The sequence below is a fragment of the Aeromonas sp. 55A genome, from assembly GCF_051919665.1.
Classification (GTDB): domain Bacteria; phylum Pseudomonadota; class Gammaproteobacteria; order Enterobacterales; family Aeromonadaceae; genus Aeromonas; species Aeromonas veronii.
The window spans coordinates 4,193,204-4,211,795 of sequence record NZ_JBQBEH010000008.1 but is presented as its reverse complement, the minus strand read 5'-3'; the positions used below and the strand labels follow the sequence as shown (position 1 = coordinate 4,211,795).

Here is an 18,592-nt window from a genome sequence, read left to right as displayed (position 1 = left end):
TCATATGGCACGAGAGCATTTACTGGTAACCCATTGATATTAAATGACTAAAATTTTCATTTTTTGTTCTTGGGATACTTGTTCGCACTTTCCTTAGTTTTGTTGGATGCTGAACTGGAAATTAATGAGTCTTGAAATACTGATGTTTCTTGAACACAAGATGGTAATCACCACTCTACCCAGAAGATCTGCATTCCAGCCAGTTTGTTATTGATAGTGGCAAGCATTCGATCTTGATGGTGAAATTTAAGAAAAAAAGAACGTTAATATAGAAAAACTGTATGTTCTCGCGAATTGTCCATGCTATTCTGAAACGGTATCCCTGTAACCGACTTTTTGTGAGGAAATAATGAACGAGTTTCTGAAAGTTCTGCTGAACATTCGCAGTCTGCGTGCGGCTATTCGTGAGCTGCCGTTTGAGCAACTGCTGGAAGCTAAAGAGAAGTTTGACCTGGTTTACCAAGAGCGCGCCGATTCTGTTGAACAGGAGCGTGCAGAACAGGAAGAGCGTCAGCGCAAGCTGAATGAATTCACCGAAATGCTGCAGCAGGCTGGTATTGATCCTCGCGAGCTGCTGGCGACTGCCGCTGCTCCGGCTGCTGCGACTGGCGCTGCCAAGAGCAAGCGTGCTCCGCGTCCGGCTAAATACAAGTACGAAGAAGATGGCCAGGAAAAAACCTGGACCGGTCAAGGCCGTATGCCGAAAGCCATTGCTGCTCAAGTAGCACTGGGTAAAGACCTGAACGATTTCCTGATCTAATTCGTCAGGTTCAGAGATTGAATAATGCCGCCTTTGAGCGGCATTATTTTTGCCGTTTTACTCGTGGTTATCCAATCTGCCCCTTCACCCCATTGTTATCTACATCCTCGCTTGTATCCTTTTTTAGCGTCGTTTCACTTCACTGTTACTTTGCTCAATATCACTCTTTGTTTGCGATTAATTTCGTCGTGCAGGATTAACAGCGTGATATCGCTATTTGTATGCGTCGTGCAGATATGCGCTTCGGATATGTCTCTCATGATTCGCGGGGAGCCGCTCGGCAAGAGCCGCGAGCTCTCTGCTGATGGAATATCCGGTAATCGTTATCTCCACAGGGTGCGTGAGGGATAGAGATAGCCGCAAGGTATAGCCGGGATATTCTGGGTCGCCGATGCATGTAATTGGCTGCGCTGCCGTAACTGCCCCTGATGATGAGCAATGGCGTTCGTATGCCGTGTGGGCGAGGGAATTCGGTGCGGTCGATGGCGATGGTATTCCCCACTCTACAGGCAGAGTGGGGAATATTGGGGGGAGGCGTTATCGGGGCGTCACGCTATCGCTGCCACCTAGGGCGCGATAGATTTTGGCAGTGGTGGTGAGCTGCTCTTTTTGCTGGGCCAGCAGGCTCTGCTGGGCATCCCACAGCCGGTTCTGCTCATCAAGCCAGGCTTGCACGCCGGTTGCACCCGCCTGGAAGCGAGCCTTGGCCAGTCGTTCGGCCTCCTGGGCATAACTCAGTTGTTCCTGCAGATAATCGAGTCGCTGCTGGCCATAGTGGCGTGCGGCCAGGTTGTCTTCCACCTCCACCAGTGCGGTGTAGAGCTGTTTGCGAAACTCGGTTTCAGCAATCTGGTAATCCAGCTCTGAGCTTTCGATGGCGAGCTGGGTGCGGTTGTATTCAAGGAAGGGGAGGGCGAGGCTGGCTCCCAGCGTACCAACCGGATTTTGCAGCACCTGCGCCAATCTATCGGATGCGGTGCTGGCACTGCCGGTCAGGGTCAGGCTGGGGTAGAAGCTGGTGCGGATCTCATCCCCTTTAGCCAGCGTCTTGCGCAGCCGCAATTCGGCCGCTTTGACGTCGGGGCGGCGTGCCAGCACATTGGCCGGAATACCCACCGCAAGTTCAGGAATGGTCTGCTTTGCAAGGGAAGCGGGTGCATACTCCAGTGGCCCGCTGCTGCTGCATATTCCGGCCGATCATGAACACCGATTCCGGTTCAACGTGAACACCATTTCCGGACCAATGTGAACGCTCATTCCGGCTCAACCTGAACACTTTGCTCCTCCTTTCCGGAAACAGTGTTCAACATCCCGGAATCACTGTTCACATTCACCGGAATCATCCTTAACGCATTGATTTAACAACCTTTGATACGCTCTCCCTTTTGCCAGGGAAGAGCCTATGTCTGCCAAGAGGATTGCAATGCGTAAAATTCGTGAAGTGCTGCGACTGCGGCTGGAAGCTGACCTCTCTGTTCGCCAGATAAGTTGCTGCACCAAGGTCAGCGTTGGCTCCATCCAGAAACTCCTCAAAAGTGCCCAGACGCTCGGCCTGACCTGGCCCTTACCTAGCCAGCTTGATGATGGCCAACTGGCGGCCCTGTTCTATCCGCAGGCCGATACCACCATCTCGGCCCGCCATGTTGTACCGGATTGGCCCTCTGTCCATCAGGAGCTCAAGCGTAAGGGGGTCTCCAAACAACTGCTCTGGGAGGAGTACACCCAGCGCTATCCCAACAGCTGTTACAGCTACTCCCAGTTCTGCGACCGTTACAAATCCTGGTGTCAGTTGCAAAAGCGCTCCATGCGCCAGATCCACAAGGCGGGGGAAAAGCTCTTTATCGACTACTGCGGGCCCACGGTGCCCATCGCCTCGCCCTCCACGGGGGAGGTCCGTCAGGCCCAGATCTTTGTCGCCGTGCTTGGTGCGTCCAACTACACCTTTGCCGAGGCTACCTGGTCACAGTCACTGCCGGACTGGTTGCAAAGCCATGTCCGTGCCTTTGAGTTTTTCGGCGGTACACCTGCACTGCTGATCCCCGACAACCTCAAAAGCGGTGTCAGCAAGGCTTGCCGATACGATCCCGAGCTCAACCCCAGCTACCAGCAGTTGGCCGAGCACTATCAGGTGGCAGTGATGCCAGCTCGCCCTTACAAGCCCAAGGATAAAGCCAAGGCTGAGGTGGGTGTGCAGATCGTCGAGCGCTGGATCCTCGCCCGCTTGCGCCACCAGACCTTTTTCTCGCTGGCCGAGCTCAACCAGTGCATCCGGGCCTTGCTGGACGAACTCAACGAGCGCCCGTTCAAGCAACTGCCCGGTAACCGGCGCGAGGCGTTTGAGCAGTTGGACCGCCCGGCGCTGGGACCACTGCCGGTGCATCCCTATCGCTATGTCGCCATCAAAACGGTCAAGGTCAACATCGACTATCACGTCAGCTATGAGCAGCACCACTACTCGGTGCCACACCAGTATGTGGGCCAGCAACTGGAGCTCCATGCTGGCGACACTTTGCTTCAGGTCTATCACCAGCAACAGCTGGTCGCGAGCCATCCGCGTAAAACCATCCCGGGGATGAGCACGATCCCGGAGCACATGCCGGAACGCCACAGCAAGCAGCAACGCTGGACGCCAGGCCGTCTCAAGCAGTGGGCTGCTGATATCGGACCGGGCACCTTGTGCTGGGTGAGCGAACGGCTGGAAGAGAAAGCCCATGTCGAGCAGGCATACCGACTCTGCCTGGGGCTACTGAGTCTTAGCCGGGAGTATCCGCCATCACGGGTCGAGGCCTGCTGTCAGTTGGCTAATCGGGAAGGACTGGTGCGACTCAAACAGCTCAAGTCGGTGCTGACCAGTGGCCGCGACCAACTGCCCGAAAGCCCGCTGAGCTACCCAGAGTTACCGCAAGAGCACGAGAACATCCGTGGCCCCCAGAGCTTCCACTAAAGAGGATACGCCCCATGACCCAACAAACCCTGACCCGCCTGAGAAACCTGAAACTGACCGGCATGGCGGATGCAGTGCAACAACAACTGGAACAGGCCAGTACCTACGAAGGGCTGCCCTTCATCGAGCGTCTAAGCCTGCTGGTCGAACACGAACAACTGAGCCGGGAGCAACGTAAACAAGCTCGGCTAGTCAAGCAGGCGCGGCTCAAACTCCAAGCCACGGTGCAAGAGGTGGACTACCAGTCTGCACGCAACCTGGAGCGGTCACAGGTTGCAAACCTGGCCCAAGGAGAGTGGCTGCGCCGAGGCCAGAACCTGCTCATTACCGGCCCCTGTGGCTGTGGAAAAACCTACCTGGCTTGTGCGCTGGGCTACCAAGCCTGTCAGCAAGGGCATAGCACTCGTTACTACCGGCTGCCGCGTCTGCTACTTGAGCTGAGCCAGGCCAAGGTAGATGGCAGTTACGCCAGACTGCTGGGTCAACTGGCCAGGATAGAGCTACTGGTCCTCGATGACTGGGGACTGGAAGCGGTGAATGCCGAGCAGCGCAACGCCCTGCTGGAGATCATGGATGATCGGTACGGGAAATACTCGACGGTAGTAGTCAGTCAGCTGCCAACTGAAGAGTGGTACGCGAGCTTGGGTGACAACACCCTGGCAGATGCGATCCTGGACCGGCTGATGCACAACGCTCACCGGCTGTCACTGAAGGGAGAATCGATGAGAAAGAGGAGAAGTGAGTTGACCCAATCTGAACAGTCGAGTTAGAAACGGGATGACGTGAGCGCGTTAAGGATCAGGGTGTTCACGTTGGCCGGAATGGCTGTTCAACTTCGCCGGAATACGCAGCTGCGGCCCAGCAACAGACGCAGGGCATTGCGAGCCTGTTCCTGCTGCGCTTTGAGGGAGGCCAGCTCAGCCTGCTTGCCTGCCAGTTGCTGGCGTGCCTGCGCCAGATCGAGTCGGGTAATGGCGCCAGCCTGGTATTTGGTCTGGGTCAGCTGCTCGGTACGGGTCAGGTTGGCCAGCTGCTGTTCCCCAAGGGTGATGGCAGAGCCGAGATAGCCGAGCTGCCAATACTGCTCCAGGGTATTGCCGATCAGCAGCAGTCGGGTGCTGGCGAGATCCTGCTCGCTTGCCGCCGCCTCCCAGCTTGCCTGATCCCGCACCGAGGCAAGCTTGCCCCACAAATCCACTTCGTAACTGAGGCTCAGCGAGGGACCCAGACTGTTGGTGTCTTTGCCGGTTTTCAGATCCTTGTTGCCACTGGCTGCGATAGTGCCATTGACCGAGGGGGTGAGGTTGGTATCGGCCTGCTCGGCGCCCAGTCTGGCGCTTTTGAGCTTGAGGGCCGCCACATGCATGTCCGGGTTGGCGGCTAGAACCGCCTCGACCAATTTGTCGAGTTGGGGATCATGAAATTCCCGCCACCAGGGGCCAGCCTGCGCAGCCAGTTGGGCGCCCTCTGCTTGTTGCCATGTGGGGGCGATCGCCAGCTCGGGTCTTTGATAGGTGCTGTGCTGACTACAGCCGCTGAGGGCCATAGAGAGAGCCAGCCAGGAGAGTTTGTGCATTGTTATTCCCTCGCCAGTGCGACAACAGGGTCGAGCCGCGCCGCATTGCGTGCCGGCAGGTAACCAAACAGGATCCCGATGAGTGACGAGCAGCCAAAGGCCATCAGGATGGAGAAGAGCGAGAACTGCATCTTGATGGAGTCCACCAGCAGTGCAAAGAGCGCACCAATGCCTAGCGAGAGGCCGACGCCGAAGATACCCCCCAGCAGGCTCACCATCACAGCTTCAATCAGGAACTGCTGCAAAATATCCGACTGGCGGGCGCCCACGGCCATGCGAATGCCGATCTCGCGGGTGCGCTCGACCACCGACACCAGCATGATGTTCATCACGCCCACCCCACCGACGATCAGCGAGATCACTGCGATGGCCGAGACCATCAAGGTCATGGTTGCCGTGGTTTTCTCCACCGATTTGATGATGCTGTCGCTGCTGAAGGTGAAGAAATCCTTCACCCCGTGGCGCTTGGTGATCAGCTCGATCACCGCCTGCTCGGCCAGTGCCGGTTGTACCCCGTCTTTGACCCGGATGGTGATCTGGCTGAAGTGGTGCTGCGAGATGAGGCGACTCATCACCGCGCTGTAGGGCAGCCAGATATTGACTGACTGGCTGGTGGGGCCGAAGCCGGTCTCCTGCGAAACCACACCGACAATCCGCACCGGCAAGGTGCCGACCAGTACCACCTTGCCGACCGGCTCCTCCTTGCCAAGCAGGCTGGTGATGCTCTTCTTGTCCACCACGGCGACGGCGGCACGCTGCTGGATATCTTGCCATTCCAGTAAGCGACCACTGACCAGCGTCATCCCCTTCACCTTGAAATAGTCGTTGCCGACCCCGGTCACGTTGCCGCTGTTGGTCTTGTTGCGATAGCGCAACTGGCCGGAGCTGCCAATCTCGGGGCTGGCGCCCGCAAGATAGGGTTGCCCCAGCAGAGCATCGAGATCCCCCTTGTTGAGGGTCTGGATGCTGGCCATCTTCTCATCGCCCCATCCCTTGCCCGGGAAGATTTCGATGGTGTTGGTGCCCATCGCATTGATCTGGTCGATCACCTTGGCGCGCGCCCCTTGCCCCAGCGCCACCACGCTCACCACGGCGGCGATGCCGATGATGATGCCGAGCATGGTGAGGAAGGTGCGCATCCGGTGGGCGAGCATGGCATGCATCGCCATCCGTCCCGCTTCCCGATAACGATCCCAGTCGTGGCCCATGGCGCCTGTAGTGGGCACTATTTTTTGAGGGGCTGTGGTGGTGGCTGGAGCCAACACGGCCGTTTGGCAGGGGCCGCTATCTTGTTCAATCCGACCATCCTTGAGAGTGATGATCCGGTCGGCATGGCTGGCCACGTTCATATCGTGGGTGACCAGAATGATGGTGTGGCCCAGAGCGTGCAGCTCCTTGAGGATCGCCATCACCTCCTTGCCGCTCTGGCTATCCAGTGCGCCGGTCGGTTCATCGGCGAGGATCACTTCGCCGCCATTGGCCAGCGCCCGGGCGATACTGACCCGCTGCTGCTGACCGCCGGAGAGTTGGCAGGGGTATGGTGGCTGCGATCGGCCAGACCCAGTCTGCCCAGCAGCTGACGCGCGCGCGCCTGGCGATCCGGGCGGCTGGTGCCGGCATAGACGGCCGGGATCTCCACGTTGGCGGCGGCATCGAGATGGGGCAGCAGGTGGTAGCGCTGAAAGATAAAGCCGAAGTGGTGGCAGCGCAGGCGGGCCAGCGCCAACGCATCCATGGTGGCGGTGTCCTGACCGCGAAACAGATACTGGCCGCTGCTCGGGCTATCGAGACAACCCAGCAGATTCATCAGGGTCGACTTGCCGGAGCCGGACGCGCCGACAATGGCGATCATCTCTCCTGCCGAGATGGTGAGATCAAGAGGGTGGAGCACGGTGACTTCGCTGTCGCCGCTCTGGTAGCGTCGCTCGACCCCTTTCAGCTGGATCAACGGCAGCTGGTTCAGGGGCTCACTCATAGCATCACCGCCATCTCATCATTGTCGGCGGGGGCTCCGTGATTGAGCTGCACCTCCTCCTTCTCACTCAGCCCGCTGATCACCTCAATGCGGATCTCGTCCTTCATACCGGTCTTGATATGACGGGTTTCGGTTGTCTCATCGTCCTTGATCACGGTGACTTCATACTCGTTGTCACCCAACGACTTGCCGAGGGCGGTTTGCGGCACAGTGAGCACCTGCTTGCGCTCGCCGAGCACAATGGTCACCTGGGTGGTCATTGCGACCCGCAGGGTATGGTCGGGATTGGGTACATCGAACAGGGCGTAGTAGTAGACAGCCGCATTGCTGGTGGTGGTACCTGTGGTGGCCTGATCGTTGATGTTGGTAGGCGCTAACTCTACGGCGCGAAGGGTACCCTGATAGCGGGTATCCGGATCGCCGATCAGGGTGAAGTAGACCGGCATGCAGGCTTTGACCTTGGTGACATCAGCTTCGGAGATCTGCGCCTTGACCGTCATAGTCTCGAGGTTGGCAAGCTTGAGCACGGTCGGCACCGTCTGGCTGGCAGCCAGGGTCTGGCCCTGACGGGTCACAATGCTGATGACGGTGCCATCCATCGGCGCCAGGATCTTGGTGTAGCCCAGCTCGGTCTTGGCCCGATCAACCTTGATCAGGGCGTTGTCGATATTGGCCTGACTATTTTGCAGTTCGGCGCGGGTGACCGCCAGCAGTGCCTCGGCACTCTCCAGATCGGCCCGTGAGCTCGCCTCCTGCTTGAACATCTGTTGCTGGCGCCGCCAGGCGAGCTCGTTCTGTTTGAGTTGCGCCTGTTTGATCTTGAGCTGGGCGCGATTGCTGGCAAGTTCCGCCTCGGCAGTCTTGAGGTTGTTCTGGGCAATCAGGGGATCGATCTCGGCCAGCAGGTCTCCCTGCTTGACCTGATCACCAGCCTCGACGGCCAGCTTGGTAACCTGACCGGAGACTTGTGCCCCCACATCCACCTGCTCCACGGCCTGCAGCACACCACTGGCCAGTACAGTTTGGGCAATATCCTCGCGGGTCACCTGAGCGGTCAGCATCGCCTTGGGTGGTTGACTGGGCCAGAGCAGCCAGCCGAGGAGTACCACGGCGATCAGCATGGTGATAGCCAGGGTTCTCTGCTTGGGGGTTATGTTCATCGATCACCTGAATGGAAACGGAAAAGGTTGTGCGCGGCGATTATCCTGCAGCAAAGCCCTGTTGACATCCTCCTCTCCCTAAAGGGAGGGGATTCCGATTAGTCACCTAACCGGGTTTCCTGATTCAACGAGAACTGCTGAGGTAACATGCGTTACACCAGACTGACATTCTCTCCACAGGCTTTAACGGCGAGCCCCGCCGCAAGAATATTCTTGGCCGCATTGTGGTCACGGTCGTGGTGTTCCCCGCATTCAGGGCACTCCCAGTCACGCACTGACAGCGGCAATTTTGAAAGTGTGTATCCGCAACAAGAGCAGCGTTTTGAGCTGGGGAAAAATTGGTCTATGGCAACCACCGAGCGCCCCACCCATTCGCCCTTGTACGACAGCTGGCGCACAAACTCACCCCAACTCGCATCGGCTATCGCCTTTGCCAGTTTGGGGTTGCGGATCATGTTCTTCACCTTGAGGGATTCAACGCACACAACTTGGTTCTCGTTAATCAGTGTGCGGGACAGCTTGTGCAAGTTGTCCTGTCGGCAATCGGAGATTTTGGCGTGAATACGGGCAACCTTGGCTTTGGCTTTGGCACGATTGGCGGAGCCGAGTTTCTTTTTACTCAGGCGGCGCTGGGCGCGGGCAAGCAGGGTTGCGTATTTTGCCGTGTGACGGGGATGGTCGACCTTATTTCCATTGCTGGTTACAAATAGGTCTTTTATGCCGAGATCAATGCCGACCATTTTGGGTGTGATGGGCAGCGCCTCGGGGTCGAAATCACAGAGGCAGGAGACGAAGTATCGGCCAGCTGCGTCTTTGGAGATTGTAACGGTGCTGGGTTCGCAGGGGAGCGGGCGGCTCCAGCGGATAGCCAGCGGCTCCTTGCTCTTTGCCATGTAGAGCTGACCTTCCCGATACTTAAATGCGGCATCGGTCAAAGTGGCCGATTGCTTATGGTGCTTGCTTTTGAAAGTTGGGTACTTGTTTCGCCCTTCAAAGAAGTTTTTGAATGCCGCCTGTTGGTGACGCAAGGCTTGCTGGAGCGGGACGCTGGACACATCATTGAGCCAAAGATATTCGGGCTCTTTCTTGAGTGCGGTCAATCTGGCGTTGGCTTGGGTGTAAGCGATTTTTTCCTGATGCTGATAGAAGGCATCGGTACGCCAGCGAAGGATGTGATTATAGACAAATCGGGTACAGCCGAACGTCTGAGCAAGCAATGTAGCTTGTTCAGAGGTGGGGTAGAAACGGTATTTGTAGGCGCGCTTTGTCATCCTTACATGCTTGCGCAGCTAATGTGGGATATCAAGATATTTTACCTCGCTTATATCCCCGCCCTGAAAGGACGGGGTTTTACGCTCATTCAGATAAATAACAGCCGCAAATATGTAAGCAAAGTGATGGCGTTAACGGCAATACGCCGAAAAGGAGTCAGCGAGCGACCGCAGTGGTGGGCGAGAGAGTCAGCAAGGTAGGGCAAGAGTGCGGCTGGCGGTGGCGATGAAAAAGCCCTGCGCAGGGGCAGGGCTGTGGCATAGGTGATGGTGAGGGAGGATCAGGCCTTGGCCAGCAGATCCATCACCCAGGGCAGGCCCTGCTTCTTGCGGCTGACAAAGCCTGGGTGGTAGCTGGACTGGGCCGGTACTTTCGGGTGCGCGGTAAAGTAGATGCGGCTGGCGGCAGCCGTCAGGTCAGTGACCATCAGCACTAAGAAGTCGAGCCCTTCGCTCGCCACGCGCTGGGCCATCTCCTGCTGCAGGGCTGGCAGTTGCTCGGCAAGCTGCTGCTCGCTGCCCACTTCGATCTGGCTCATGATGAAGTTGCAACCTTCCGCCTGGAACGCTTTCTCGTCCTGCTGCAGCAGTTGAGCCGGAGTCAGACCGCTCAGGTCGGTTTTTGCCATCAGCAGCTGTTGGCCGAACTCGGCCAGTGATACTTCGGCCAGCGGAGCCAGACGCTCACAAGCGATCTTGTCATGCTCGGTGGTGGTCGGCGAGGTGAGACAGAGTGTGTCGCTCATGATGGCACCCAGCATCAGGCGAGCCTGGCTGCGGGTCACGGTACCTTGCTGACTCAGCAGATCGAAGGCGATGGTGCAGGTGCAGCCGACGGCACGGATCCAGGCATCCAGCGGAGACTGGGTGACCAGAGTGCCGAGACGGTGATGATCCACCAGACCCAGTACATTGGCTTGTGCCAGTGTGGCAGGGCCCTGTTCCAGATCACTGAAATCCACCAGCCAGACATCTTCACCGGTCAGATCTTTGGTCAGCAGCTCGGGTTCGCTGACGCCAGCCTGCTCCAGAATAAAACGGGTTTCGGTGCGCAGGTCACCCAGACGCCATGGGGTGGCCTGATGGCCCTGGCCATTGAGCCAGTCGGTGATAACCAGCGCACTGCAGATACTGTCGCTATCAGGATTCTTGTGACCAAAAACGTGGATCATAGACAAAGCCTCACAATTGGATACCCATAAAGGGGGGCAACACTATGCGAAATCCGCTACATGAAGGCAACCGGATCCACGCCCATGTTGCTGCCAGCTTCGCCTAACTCGCCATTTTATTGATCTGGGTCGGTAATCCTGACGCGAGTTCGGTGCTCACAGTTGGCTATTGGCTATTGGCTATTGGCTATTGGCTATTGGCTATTGGCTATTGGCTATTGGCTATTGGCTATTGGCTATTGGCTATTGGCTATTGGCTATTGGCTATTGGCTATTGCTGACTGTGGAGGCTATGGCGCTCGCCTGTGCCTGCGAAGTCAGCATGTTCGGTCAGCCCTGTCAGTCGCCATCGCTGCAAATCGGCGTTTTGGCCTGATTCAACGGCGCAGCAGCTCGCGAGCATTGGCCAGGGTGTTGTCGGTGATCTGGTCGCCACCGAGCAGGCGTGCCAGCTCATTGAGGCGGGCATTCTGGTCGAGTGCATCCATCCGGGTTTCGGTGGTTTTGCCATCGGTATGCTTGCTCACCACCATATGCTGGTGTCCGTTGCCTGCCACCTGAGGCAAGTGAGTGACCACCATCACCTGAGTGGACTCGCCGAGCTGGCGCAGCAGGCGACCCACCACGGCGGCAGTCGGGCCGCTGATCCCCACATCCACTTCGTCGAAAATCAGGGTCGGGGTTGAGATCTTGCGAGCACTGATCACCACGATGGCGAGGCTGATGCGTGACAGTTCACCGCCTGAGGCCACCTTGCCAAGCGGTTGGATCGGTTGGCCCGGGTTGGTGGTGACCATAAACTCCACCCGATCTATACCCAGCGGAGAGAGGCTGCTCTGGGCGTCGGGGCGCACCTCGATGGCGAAACGGCCATCAGGCATCGCCAGTTCGTGCATGCTGCTGGTCACCTTGGCGCCCAGCTCCTCGGCATAACGCTGACGGCTCTGACTCAGGGCTTCGGCGGCCTGGACAAACGCCTGACGGGCCTCGGCCAGCTCATCTTCCATCCCCTCTAATCGCTCCTCATCGGAGTTGAGGCGGGCGAGATCAGAGGCCAACTCCTGATGGTACTGAGCCAGATCTGCCGGTTTGACATGGTGCTTGCGGGCCAGATTGATCGCCTTGGAGAGGCGGGCCTCCAGCTCGTTGAAACGTTCGGGATCCAGCTCCAGCCGATCGAGATAGCTGCGCAGTTCGCTGTGACTCTCCTGCACCCCGATCAGGGCTTCGTTCAACATCTCTAGTACCGGAGTGAGGCGGCTGTCCATGCTGACCAGCCCCTCGGCTCGATCGACGGCTGATTGCAGCAGCCCTGCGATAGTGGTCTCTTCGTTGTCATAGAGCAGATCGAGGCAAGCCCCGCACTCTTGCATCAGTTCTGTGCCGTTGGCCAGACGCTGGTGCTCCTCCTCTATCTCTTCAAACTCCCCCGGCTGCAGGGCGAATTCGTCCAGCTCCTGCACCTGATACTCGATCAGTTGGCGACGGGCCTCCCGCTGCTGCTGCTCGGCTTTGAGCCGGTTCAGCTCGTTTTGCAGTTGGCGCCACTGCTGATAGTGCTGGCGCACCTCGTCGAGCAGCAGATGGTGACCGGCATAACCGTCGAGCAGAGCGAGCTGGTAGTCGGGTTTGAGCAGCATTTGGTGGGCATGCTGACCGTGCACGTTGACCAGCAGCTGGCCCAGATTCTTGAGCTGGGTGAGGGGGACGGGCACACCGTTGATATAGCTGCGTGAGCGGCCCTCGGCGGAGATGACTCGCCGCACGATACACTCACCTTCGTTTTCCAGTTCGTTGGTGGCGAGCCAGGCGCGGGCGGCCGGGTTGTTGTCCAGCAGGAAGCGGGCGCTGACCTCGCTTTTGTCGCTATCGGGTCGCACCATGCCCGCTTCGGCCCGTTCTCCGAGGCAGAGACCGAGAGCATCGATGGCGATGGATTTACCGGCGCCGGTCTCACCTGTGATGCAGGTCATGCCCGGTTGTAGATCGAGTTCGAGAAACTTGACGATGGCGAAGTTGTTGACGGTCAGCTGGGTCAGCATGGTCTCATCCTGTATAGGTCAACATTACTGTGTATGCATCCAGTATATACTGGTCTTATATACAGTAAAGAGGGCGCCGTCATTTTTAGTACAGGAAAGGTGCGCCAGTGCGGTATGGCTATGAGAATGCGGTACTGACTATTGGCACGCGGTACGGATATGAGAGGGCAGGGGATGTTGCCACGACAGAAAAGAGAAGGGCGCCAATTCAGGCGCCCTCTCTGGCAATGCAGTTGTCGGTCAGCGCCGATTAAAACAGCTTGCTGCCCCAGCCGAGTTTGTTGCGCAGCACGTGGAAGTAGCTGTAGTCGAGCGGGTGAACCAGATGGAGCTGGTGGTGACTCTTCTTGATCAGGATCTCGTCCCCCGGGTGGACCGCCAGCGTCACCTGGCCGTCACAGCTCACCTGCATGGCATCGTCCTGATTGTCCGGCGAGACCAGCAGCCGCACTTCGCTGTCGGCATCGAGCACGATGGGGCGACTGCTCAGGGTATGCGGGAACATCGGCACCAGCGTGATGGCGTTGAGCTTGGGGGTGAGGATGGCGCCGCCCGCTGACAGGGAGTAGGCGGTTGAGCCGGTCGGAGTGGCGACAATGATGCCGTCCGAGCGCTGGCTATACATAAAGCTGCCATCGATATAGACCTCGAACTCGATCATATGGGCGATCTTGCCCGGGTGTAGTACCGCCTCGTTGACCGCCAGATTGCTCGACTTGCGCTCGCCGTGGCGATAGACCGAGGCTTCCAGCAGGAAGCGGTGTTCGCTCTTGTAGTGGCCGGAGAGCACCTGCTCCAGCGGCAGCAGATAATCCTGCGGCGAGAGATCGGTCAGAAAGCCGAGGTTACCCCGGTTGACCCCGATCACTGCTACATCGAAGCGTGACAGCACCCGCGCCGCTCCCAGCATGTTGCCGTCGCCGCCGACCACGATGGCGAGATCGGCCTGCTGGCCCAGTTGCACCAGATCCATCACGTTTTCATCGAGGATGCTCAGGGTCTGGGCGACCCGGCTCTCCACCAGTACCCGAAAGCCGCGGGCGGTCAGGTATTGATGCAGGCCGGTCAGCGTCTGGTTGGCCCCCTCATGGTGGGGTTTGCCAATCAGGGCGATGGTTTTGAACGGAGAATCCATAGTCAGTCAGATCTGGGATGGGTATTGCGGGCCAGTATACAGTGCTTTGCTCCGCTTGTGACGCTCTCCCGTGTGACGGGGGTGGCTATCCCCTTGAGGCTGCAGGTTAAACGGTGAGCGGTAACCCGGATAAACCGACAGTTGCGGCTATTCAGCAACCCTGATTGCCCTTTACCCCTTGAAAGCCGGGGATGCATCCCCATAATAGCGCCAACATAGTCGGTCTGTTGTCGTCCGGTCGCTCAACCAGACGTCAGGGCCCTCATAAGTAACCCCGGAATTGGAGATGTCATGAACCACGAAGAGCAAAAGGTTGAAGCGATGGAGCAAGTGGAAGCCCAGCCAGTCGAGCCGACCGATGTAGACAGTGAAGTGACAGCCGAGCAGGCCCGCATTGCCGAACTGGAAGCGCAGCTGGAAACCGCCATCCAAAAAGCGGCGGAAGAGCGTGAACGCGCCCTGCGTACCGCCGCCGAGATGGAGAACCTGCGCCGTCGTACCGAGCTGGATGTGGAGAAGGCGCACAAATTCGCTCTGGAGAAGTTCGCCAATGAACTGCTGCCGGTGCTGGACAACCTTGAGCGTGCCATCGAACTGGCCGACAAGGAGAACGAAGCCCTTAAGCCGATGATCGAAGGTGTCGAGCTGACCCTCAAATCCATGCAGAGCGGCGTGGCCAAGTTTGGTCTGGTAGCGCTCGACCCGATCAACCAGCCGTTTGACCCCAACGCCCATCAGGCGATGAGCATGGTACCGAGTGCCGATGTGGCGCCGAACACCGTGATCGCCGTAATGCAGAAGGGCTATGACCTCAACGGTCGGGTGATCCGTCCGGCCATGGTGATGATCGCCAAAGCGGTCGACTGATTGGCTGTGGGTGCCCGAGCCCGCCCTGTGGCGGGCTTTTTGTTTCGCAGTGCAGCACCTGTTCATCTTGCCCGGTTTACGGCTCAACGTGACCGCGCAACCATGACAAAGGGTGTGGTTTTTTAGGGTTGGGGCTTGAAGCTGCGTCCGGCGACCCCATATAGGTAGCAAGGCCGCGGCGGCACAAAAAATTTGATGCCGGGAGCTTGAAAGCCAGATTGGCAGCCCCCACCTAGCCGTTAACGCATTAAGGCGAGTTCCTCGCCAGTTTATTCAAAGTATTTGGAGATTCGTCAAATGGGTAAAATCATCGGTATTGACCTGGGTACTACCAACTCCTGCGTCGCTATTCTGGATGGCGACACTGCTCGCGTGATCGAGAACGCAGAAGGCGATCGTACTACTCCGTCCATCATTGCCTATGCCGATGATGGCGAGATCCTGGTTGGTCAGCCGGCCAAGCGTCAGGCCATCACCAACCCGAAAAACACCCTGTTCGCCATCAAGCGTCTGATCGGTCGTCGTTTTGAAGATGAAGAAGTGCAGCGTGACCTGAAAATCATGCCGTACGCCATCGCCAAAGCTGACAACGGCGACGCCTGGGTTGAAGTGAAGGGCAAGAAAATGGCACCGCCGCAGATCTCTGCCGAAGTGCTGAAAAAGATGAAGAAGACCGCCGAAGACTATCTGGGTGAGCCGGTAACCGAAGCTGTTATCACTGTTCCGGCCTACTTCAACGACGCCCAGCGTCAGGCTACCAAGGATGCCGGTCGCATCGCCGGTCTGGATGTAAAACGCATCATCAACGAGCCGACTGCTGCGGCTTTCGCTTACGGCGTGAACAAGGTCAAGGGTGAGCGCAAGGTTGCCGTATATGACCTGGGTGGCGGTACTTTCGATATCTCCATTATCGAGATCGACGAAGTGGAAGGCGAAACCACCTTCGAAGTACTGGCGACCAACGGTAACACCCACCTGGGTGGTGAAGACTTCGACAACCGCGTCATCAACTACCTGGTAGACGAGTTCAAGCGTGAGCAGGGCATCGACCTGCGCAACGACCAGCTGGCGCTGCAGCGTCTGAAAGATGCCGCCGAGAAAGCCAAGATCGAGCTCTCTTCTGCCCAGCAGACCGACGTCAACCTGCCGTACATCACTGCAGATGCCACCGGTCCGAAGCACATGAACATCAAGGTGACCCGCGCCAAGCTGGAATCCCTGGTAGAAGACATGGTGAAAGACTCTCTGGAGCCGGTTCGTGTCGCCCTGAAAGACTCCGGTCTGGCAGTTGGCGAGATCGACGACGTGATCCTGGTTGGTGGTCAGACCCGTATGCCGCTGGTTCAGAAGACCGTTGCCGAGTTCTTTGGCAAAGAGCCGCGTAAAGACGTCAACCCGGACGAAGCCGTGGCCATGGGTGCTGCCATCCAGGGTGCCGTACTGTCCGGTGACAAGACCGACGTACTGCTGCTGGACGTTACTCCGCTCTCCCTGGGTATCGAAACCATGGGCAGCGTGATGACTGCGCTGATCGAGAAGAACACCACCATCCCGACCAAGAAGTCCCAGGTGTTCTCCACAGCCGAAGACAACCAGTCTGCCGTGACCATTCACGTGCTGCAGGGTGAGCGCAAGCGCGCCAGCGACAACAAGTCTCTGGGCCAGTTCAACCTGGAAGGCATCCGTCCGGCACCGCGCGGTCTGCCGCAGATCGAAGTGACCTTCGACATCGATGCCAACGGTATCCTGCACGTCTCTGCGAAAGACAAAGAGACCAACAAAGAGCAGAAGATCACCATCCAGGCCTCCTCTGGTCTGTCTGATGACGAGATCGAGCGCATGGTACGCGAAGCCGAAGCCAATGCGGCCGAGGACAAGAAGTTTGAAGAGCTGGTACAGGCTCGCAACCAGGCTGATGGTCTGGTCCACTCCGTACGCAAGCAGATCACCGAAGCCGGTGAGGCCCTGCCTGCCGACGACAAGACCAAGATCGAAGCCGCGCTGAGCGAGCTGGAAGTTGCCATCAAGGGTGACGACAAGGCTGCTATCGAAGCCAAACAGCAGGCTCTGCTGGAAGCGTCCCAGAAGCTGATGGAAATTGCCCAGCAGCAGGCTCAGGCCCAGGGTGCAGCCGGTGCTGATGCCGGTCAGTCCTCCTCTTCTGCCAAGGCTGACGACGACGTAGTCGACGCCGAGTTCGAAGAAGTGAAAGACGACAAGAAGTAAGCCCTACCCAGATGGGCGGAGTCCGCTTCGCCCATCGGCTTGGTCAATGAATTCACGGGCGTTGGGTAACCAACGCCCGTCTGCGTAACCACAGGATGAGTATGTCGAAGCGCGATTTCTACGAAGTACTGGGTGTGGCGAAAGATGCCGACGATCGCGAGATCAAGAAGGCGTACAAGCGCCTGGCCATGAAGTATCACCCGGATCGTAATCAGGGTGATGCCGCATCCGAAGAGAAGTTCAAAGAGGTCAAGGAAGCCTACGAGGTCCTGACCGATGCCAACCTGCGTGCCCGTTACGACCAGTACGGCCATGCCGGTGTCGACCCGAGCCAGGGTGGCGGTGGCCACGGTGGCTTTGGCGGCGGTGCCGACTTCGCCGACATGTTTGGTGACGTATTCGGTGACATCTTCGGCGGTGGCCGTGGTGGTGCCCGTCGTGGCCCGGCCCGTGGCTCCGACCTGCGTTACACCATGGAGCTGACGCTGGAAGAGGCGGTGCGCGGGGTCTCCAAGGAGATCAAGGTGCCGACCCTGGTTCACTGTGAAGTCTGTAACGGCTCCGGTGCCCACACCGGCAGCAGTGCCCAGACCTGCCCGACCTGCCACGGCTCCGGCCAGGTGCAGATGCGTCAGGGCTTCTTTGCGGTGCAGCAGGCGTGTCCGCACTGTCACGGTCGCGGCAAGATCATCAAAGATCCGTGCCGCAAGTGCCACGGTGAAGGTCGCTACCAGCGCACCAAGACCCTGTCGGTGAAAATTCCGGCGGGCGTCGATACCGGCGATCGCATCCGTCTCTCCGGTGAAGGGGAAGCGGGGGAGGCAGGGGCTCCGGCAGGGGATCTCTACGTACAGGTGCACGTCAAAGAGCACGAGATCTTCGTGCGTGACGGCAACAACCTTTACTGCGAAGTGCCCATCAGCTTCACCGCAGCCGCCCTGGGTGGCGAGATCGAAGTGCCGACCCTGGATGGCCGCGTCAAGCTCAAGGTCACTCCGGAGACCCAGACCGGCAAGATGTTCCGCATGCGCGGCAAGGGCGTGAAGTCAGTACGCTCCGGCCAGGTTGGGGATCTGATGTGCAAGGTGGTGATCGAGACGCCGGTCAACCTCACCGAGCAGCAGAAAGAGCTGTTGCGCCAGCTGGACGAATCCTTCAGCGGCGCCGCTGCCAAGACCCACAAGCCGAAATCGGAAGGCTTCTTCGAAGGGGTGAAACGCTTCTTCGACGATCTGACCAGCTGATTTCAGCGACCCGAATAAACAGAGCCGGCCTTGTGCCGGCTCTTTTTTTGCCCGCCGTTTAGCCAGGATCCGCCCTATTGAGTGGATCCTGATGAGGGATCCTCCTCACAACTCCCGCCAATTCCTGCTGTACAAATGTTATCCCGCTCACACTGTTGCTGAAACGGTTTAGTTGTCGTATTGAGTTGGCTAAACTGGTTTAGCTATGCTCTGGCTGTCG

Annotated in this window: 11 protein-coding genes and 3 pseudogenes; 6 read left to right on the top strand and 8 right to left on the bottom strand. The window is 58.2% G+C overall.

Annotation, left to right across the window (positions count from 1 at the left end; all coding sequences use genetic code 11):
* Positions 1-349 precede the first annotated feature (349 nt).
* On the top strand, positions 350-760 hold the full coding sequence (locus tag ACTG2G_RS23255) for an H-NS family histone-like protein (RefSeq protein WP_005344269.1): 411 nt from the start codon (positions 350-352) through the stop codon (positions 758-760).
* Positions 761-1,297: 537 nt separating this feature from the next.
* Here ACTG2G_RS23255 and ACTG2G_RS23250 read toward each other — a convergent pair.
* Positions 1,298-1,939, bottom strand: a pseudogene (locus ACTG2G_RS23250) (TolC family protein); the annotation flags it as partial.
* 223 nt (positions 1,940-2,162) lie between these two features.
* Here ACTG2G_RS23250 and istA point away from each other — a divergent pair.
* Together istA and istB are read left to right on the top strand one after the other, a co-directional pair.
* Complete coding sequence (gene istA / locus ACTG2G_RS23245; protein WP_059296349.1) at positions 2,163-3,704, top strand: IS21 family transposase; 1,542 nt, start codon at positions 2,163-2,165, stop codon at positions 3,702-3,704.
* Between the two features lie 14 nt (positions 3,705-3,718).
* Positions 3,719-4,474 (top strand): IS21-like element ISAs29 family helper ATPase IstB, encoded by a 756-nt coding sequence (istB, locus tag ACTG2G_RS23240; RefSeq protein WP_059296348.1) that lies wholly within the window; start codon positions 3,719-3,721, stop codon positions 4,472-4,474.
* An 80-nt stretch (positions 4,475-4,554) separates the two neighbouring features.
* Here the strand turns inward: istB and ACTG2G_RS23235 are convergent.
* From ACTG2G_RS23235 to nadK, 7 genes and pseudogenes are all read right to left on the bottom strand, one after another.
* Positions 4,555-5,280 (bottom strand): annotated as a pseudogene (locus tag ACTG2G_RS23235) (TolC family protein); the annotation flags it as partial.
* A gap of 2 nt (positions 5,281-5,282) precedes the next feature.
* A pseudogene (locus ACTG2G_RS23230) lies at positions 5,283-7,255 on the bottom strand (MacB family efflux pump subunit).
* The gene (macA, locus tag ACTG2G_RS23225) at positions 7,252-8,415 is read right to left on the bottom strand and encodes a macrolide transporter subunit MacA (protein WP_064341454.1); all 1,164 of its coding nucleotides are present in this window, start codon (positions 8,413-8,415) and stop codon (positions 7,252-7,254) included. Before macA ends, ACTG2G_RS23230 begins: the two are co-directional and overlap by 4 nt.
* A gap of 152 nt (positions 8,416-8,567) precedes the next feature.
* Positions 8,568-9,686 carry an RNA-guided endonuclease InsQ/TnpB family protein gene (locus tag ACTG2G_RS23220; protein ID WP_064341455.1) on the bottom strand — a complete coding sequence of 373 codons (1,119 nt, stop codon included), beginning with the start codon at positions 9,684-9,686 and terminating at the stop codon, positions 8,568-8,570.
* 281 nt (positions 9,687-9,967) lie between these two features.
* Entirely contained in the window at positions 9,968-10,858 is an 891-nt protein-coding gene (locus ACTG2G_RS23215; RefSeq protein ID WP_439985884.1) for a manganese-dependent inorganic pyrophosphatase, read from the bottom strand.
* Between the two features lie 377 nt (positions 10,859-11,235).
* Positions 11,236-12,900: a DNA repair protein RecN gene (recN, locus tag ACTG2G_RS23210; RefSeq protein WP_323894190.1), complete on the bottom strand. Its 1,665-nt coding sequence runs from the start codon at positions 12,898-12,900 to the stop codon at positions 11,236-11,238.
* A 250-nt stretch (positions 12,901-13,150) separates the two neighbouring features.
* Positions 13,151-14,035, bottom strand: coding sequence for an NAD(+) kinase (gene nadK, locus ACTG2G_RS23205; protein WP_005338038.1), 885 nt, complete (start codon positions 14,033-14,035; stop codon positions 13,151-13,153).
* A 291-nt stretch (positions 14,036-14,326) separates the two neighbouring features.
* Between nadK and grpE the strand changes: the two genes are divergently transcribed.
* The 3 genes from grpE (at position 14,327) to dnaJ (ending at position 18,372) form a co-directional block, all read left to right on the top strand.
* Positions 14,327-14,902: a nucleotide exchange factor GrpE gene (grpE, locus tag ACTG2G_RS23200; RefSeq protein ID WP_005338036.1), complete on the top strand. Its 576-nt coding sequence runs from the start codon at positions 14,327-14,329 to the stop codon at positions 14,900-14,902.
* Positions 14,903-15,199: 297 nt separating this feature from the next.
* Positions 15,200-17,128, top strand: a complete 1,929-nt coding sequence (gene dnaK / locus ACTG2G_RS23195) for a molecular chaperone DnaK (protein WP_042053028.1) — start codon at positions 15,200-15,202, stop codon at positions 17,126-17,128.
* A 101-nt stretch (positions 17,129-17,229) separates the two neighbouring features.
* Positions 17,230-18,372 (top strand): molecular chaperone DnaJ, encoded by a 1,143-nt coding sequence (gene dnaJ, locus ACTG2G_RS23190; protein ID WP_005338032.1) that lies wholly within the window; start codon positions 17,230-17,232, stop codon positions 18,370-18,372.
* The last annotated feature ends 220 nt before the right edge of the window (positions 18,373-18,592 follow it).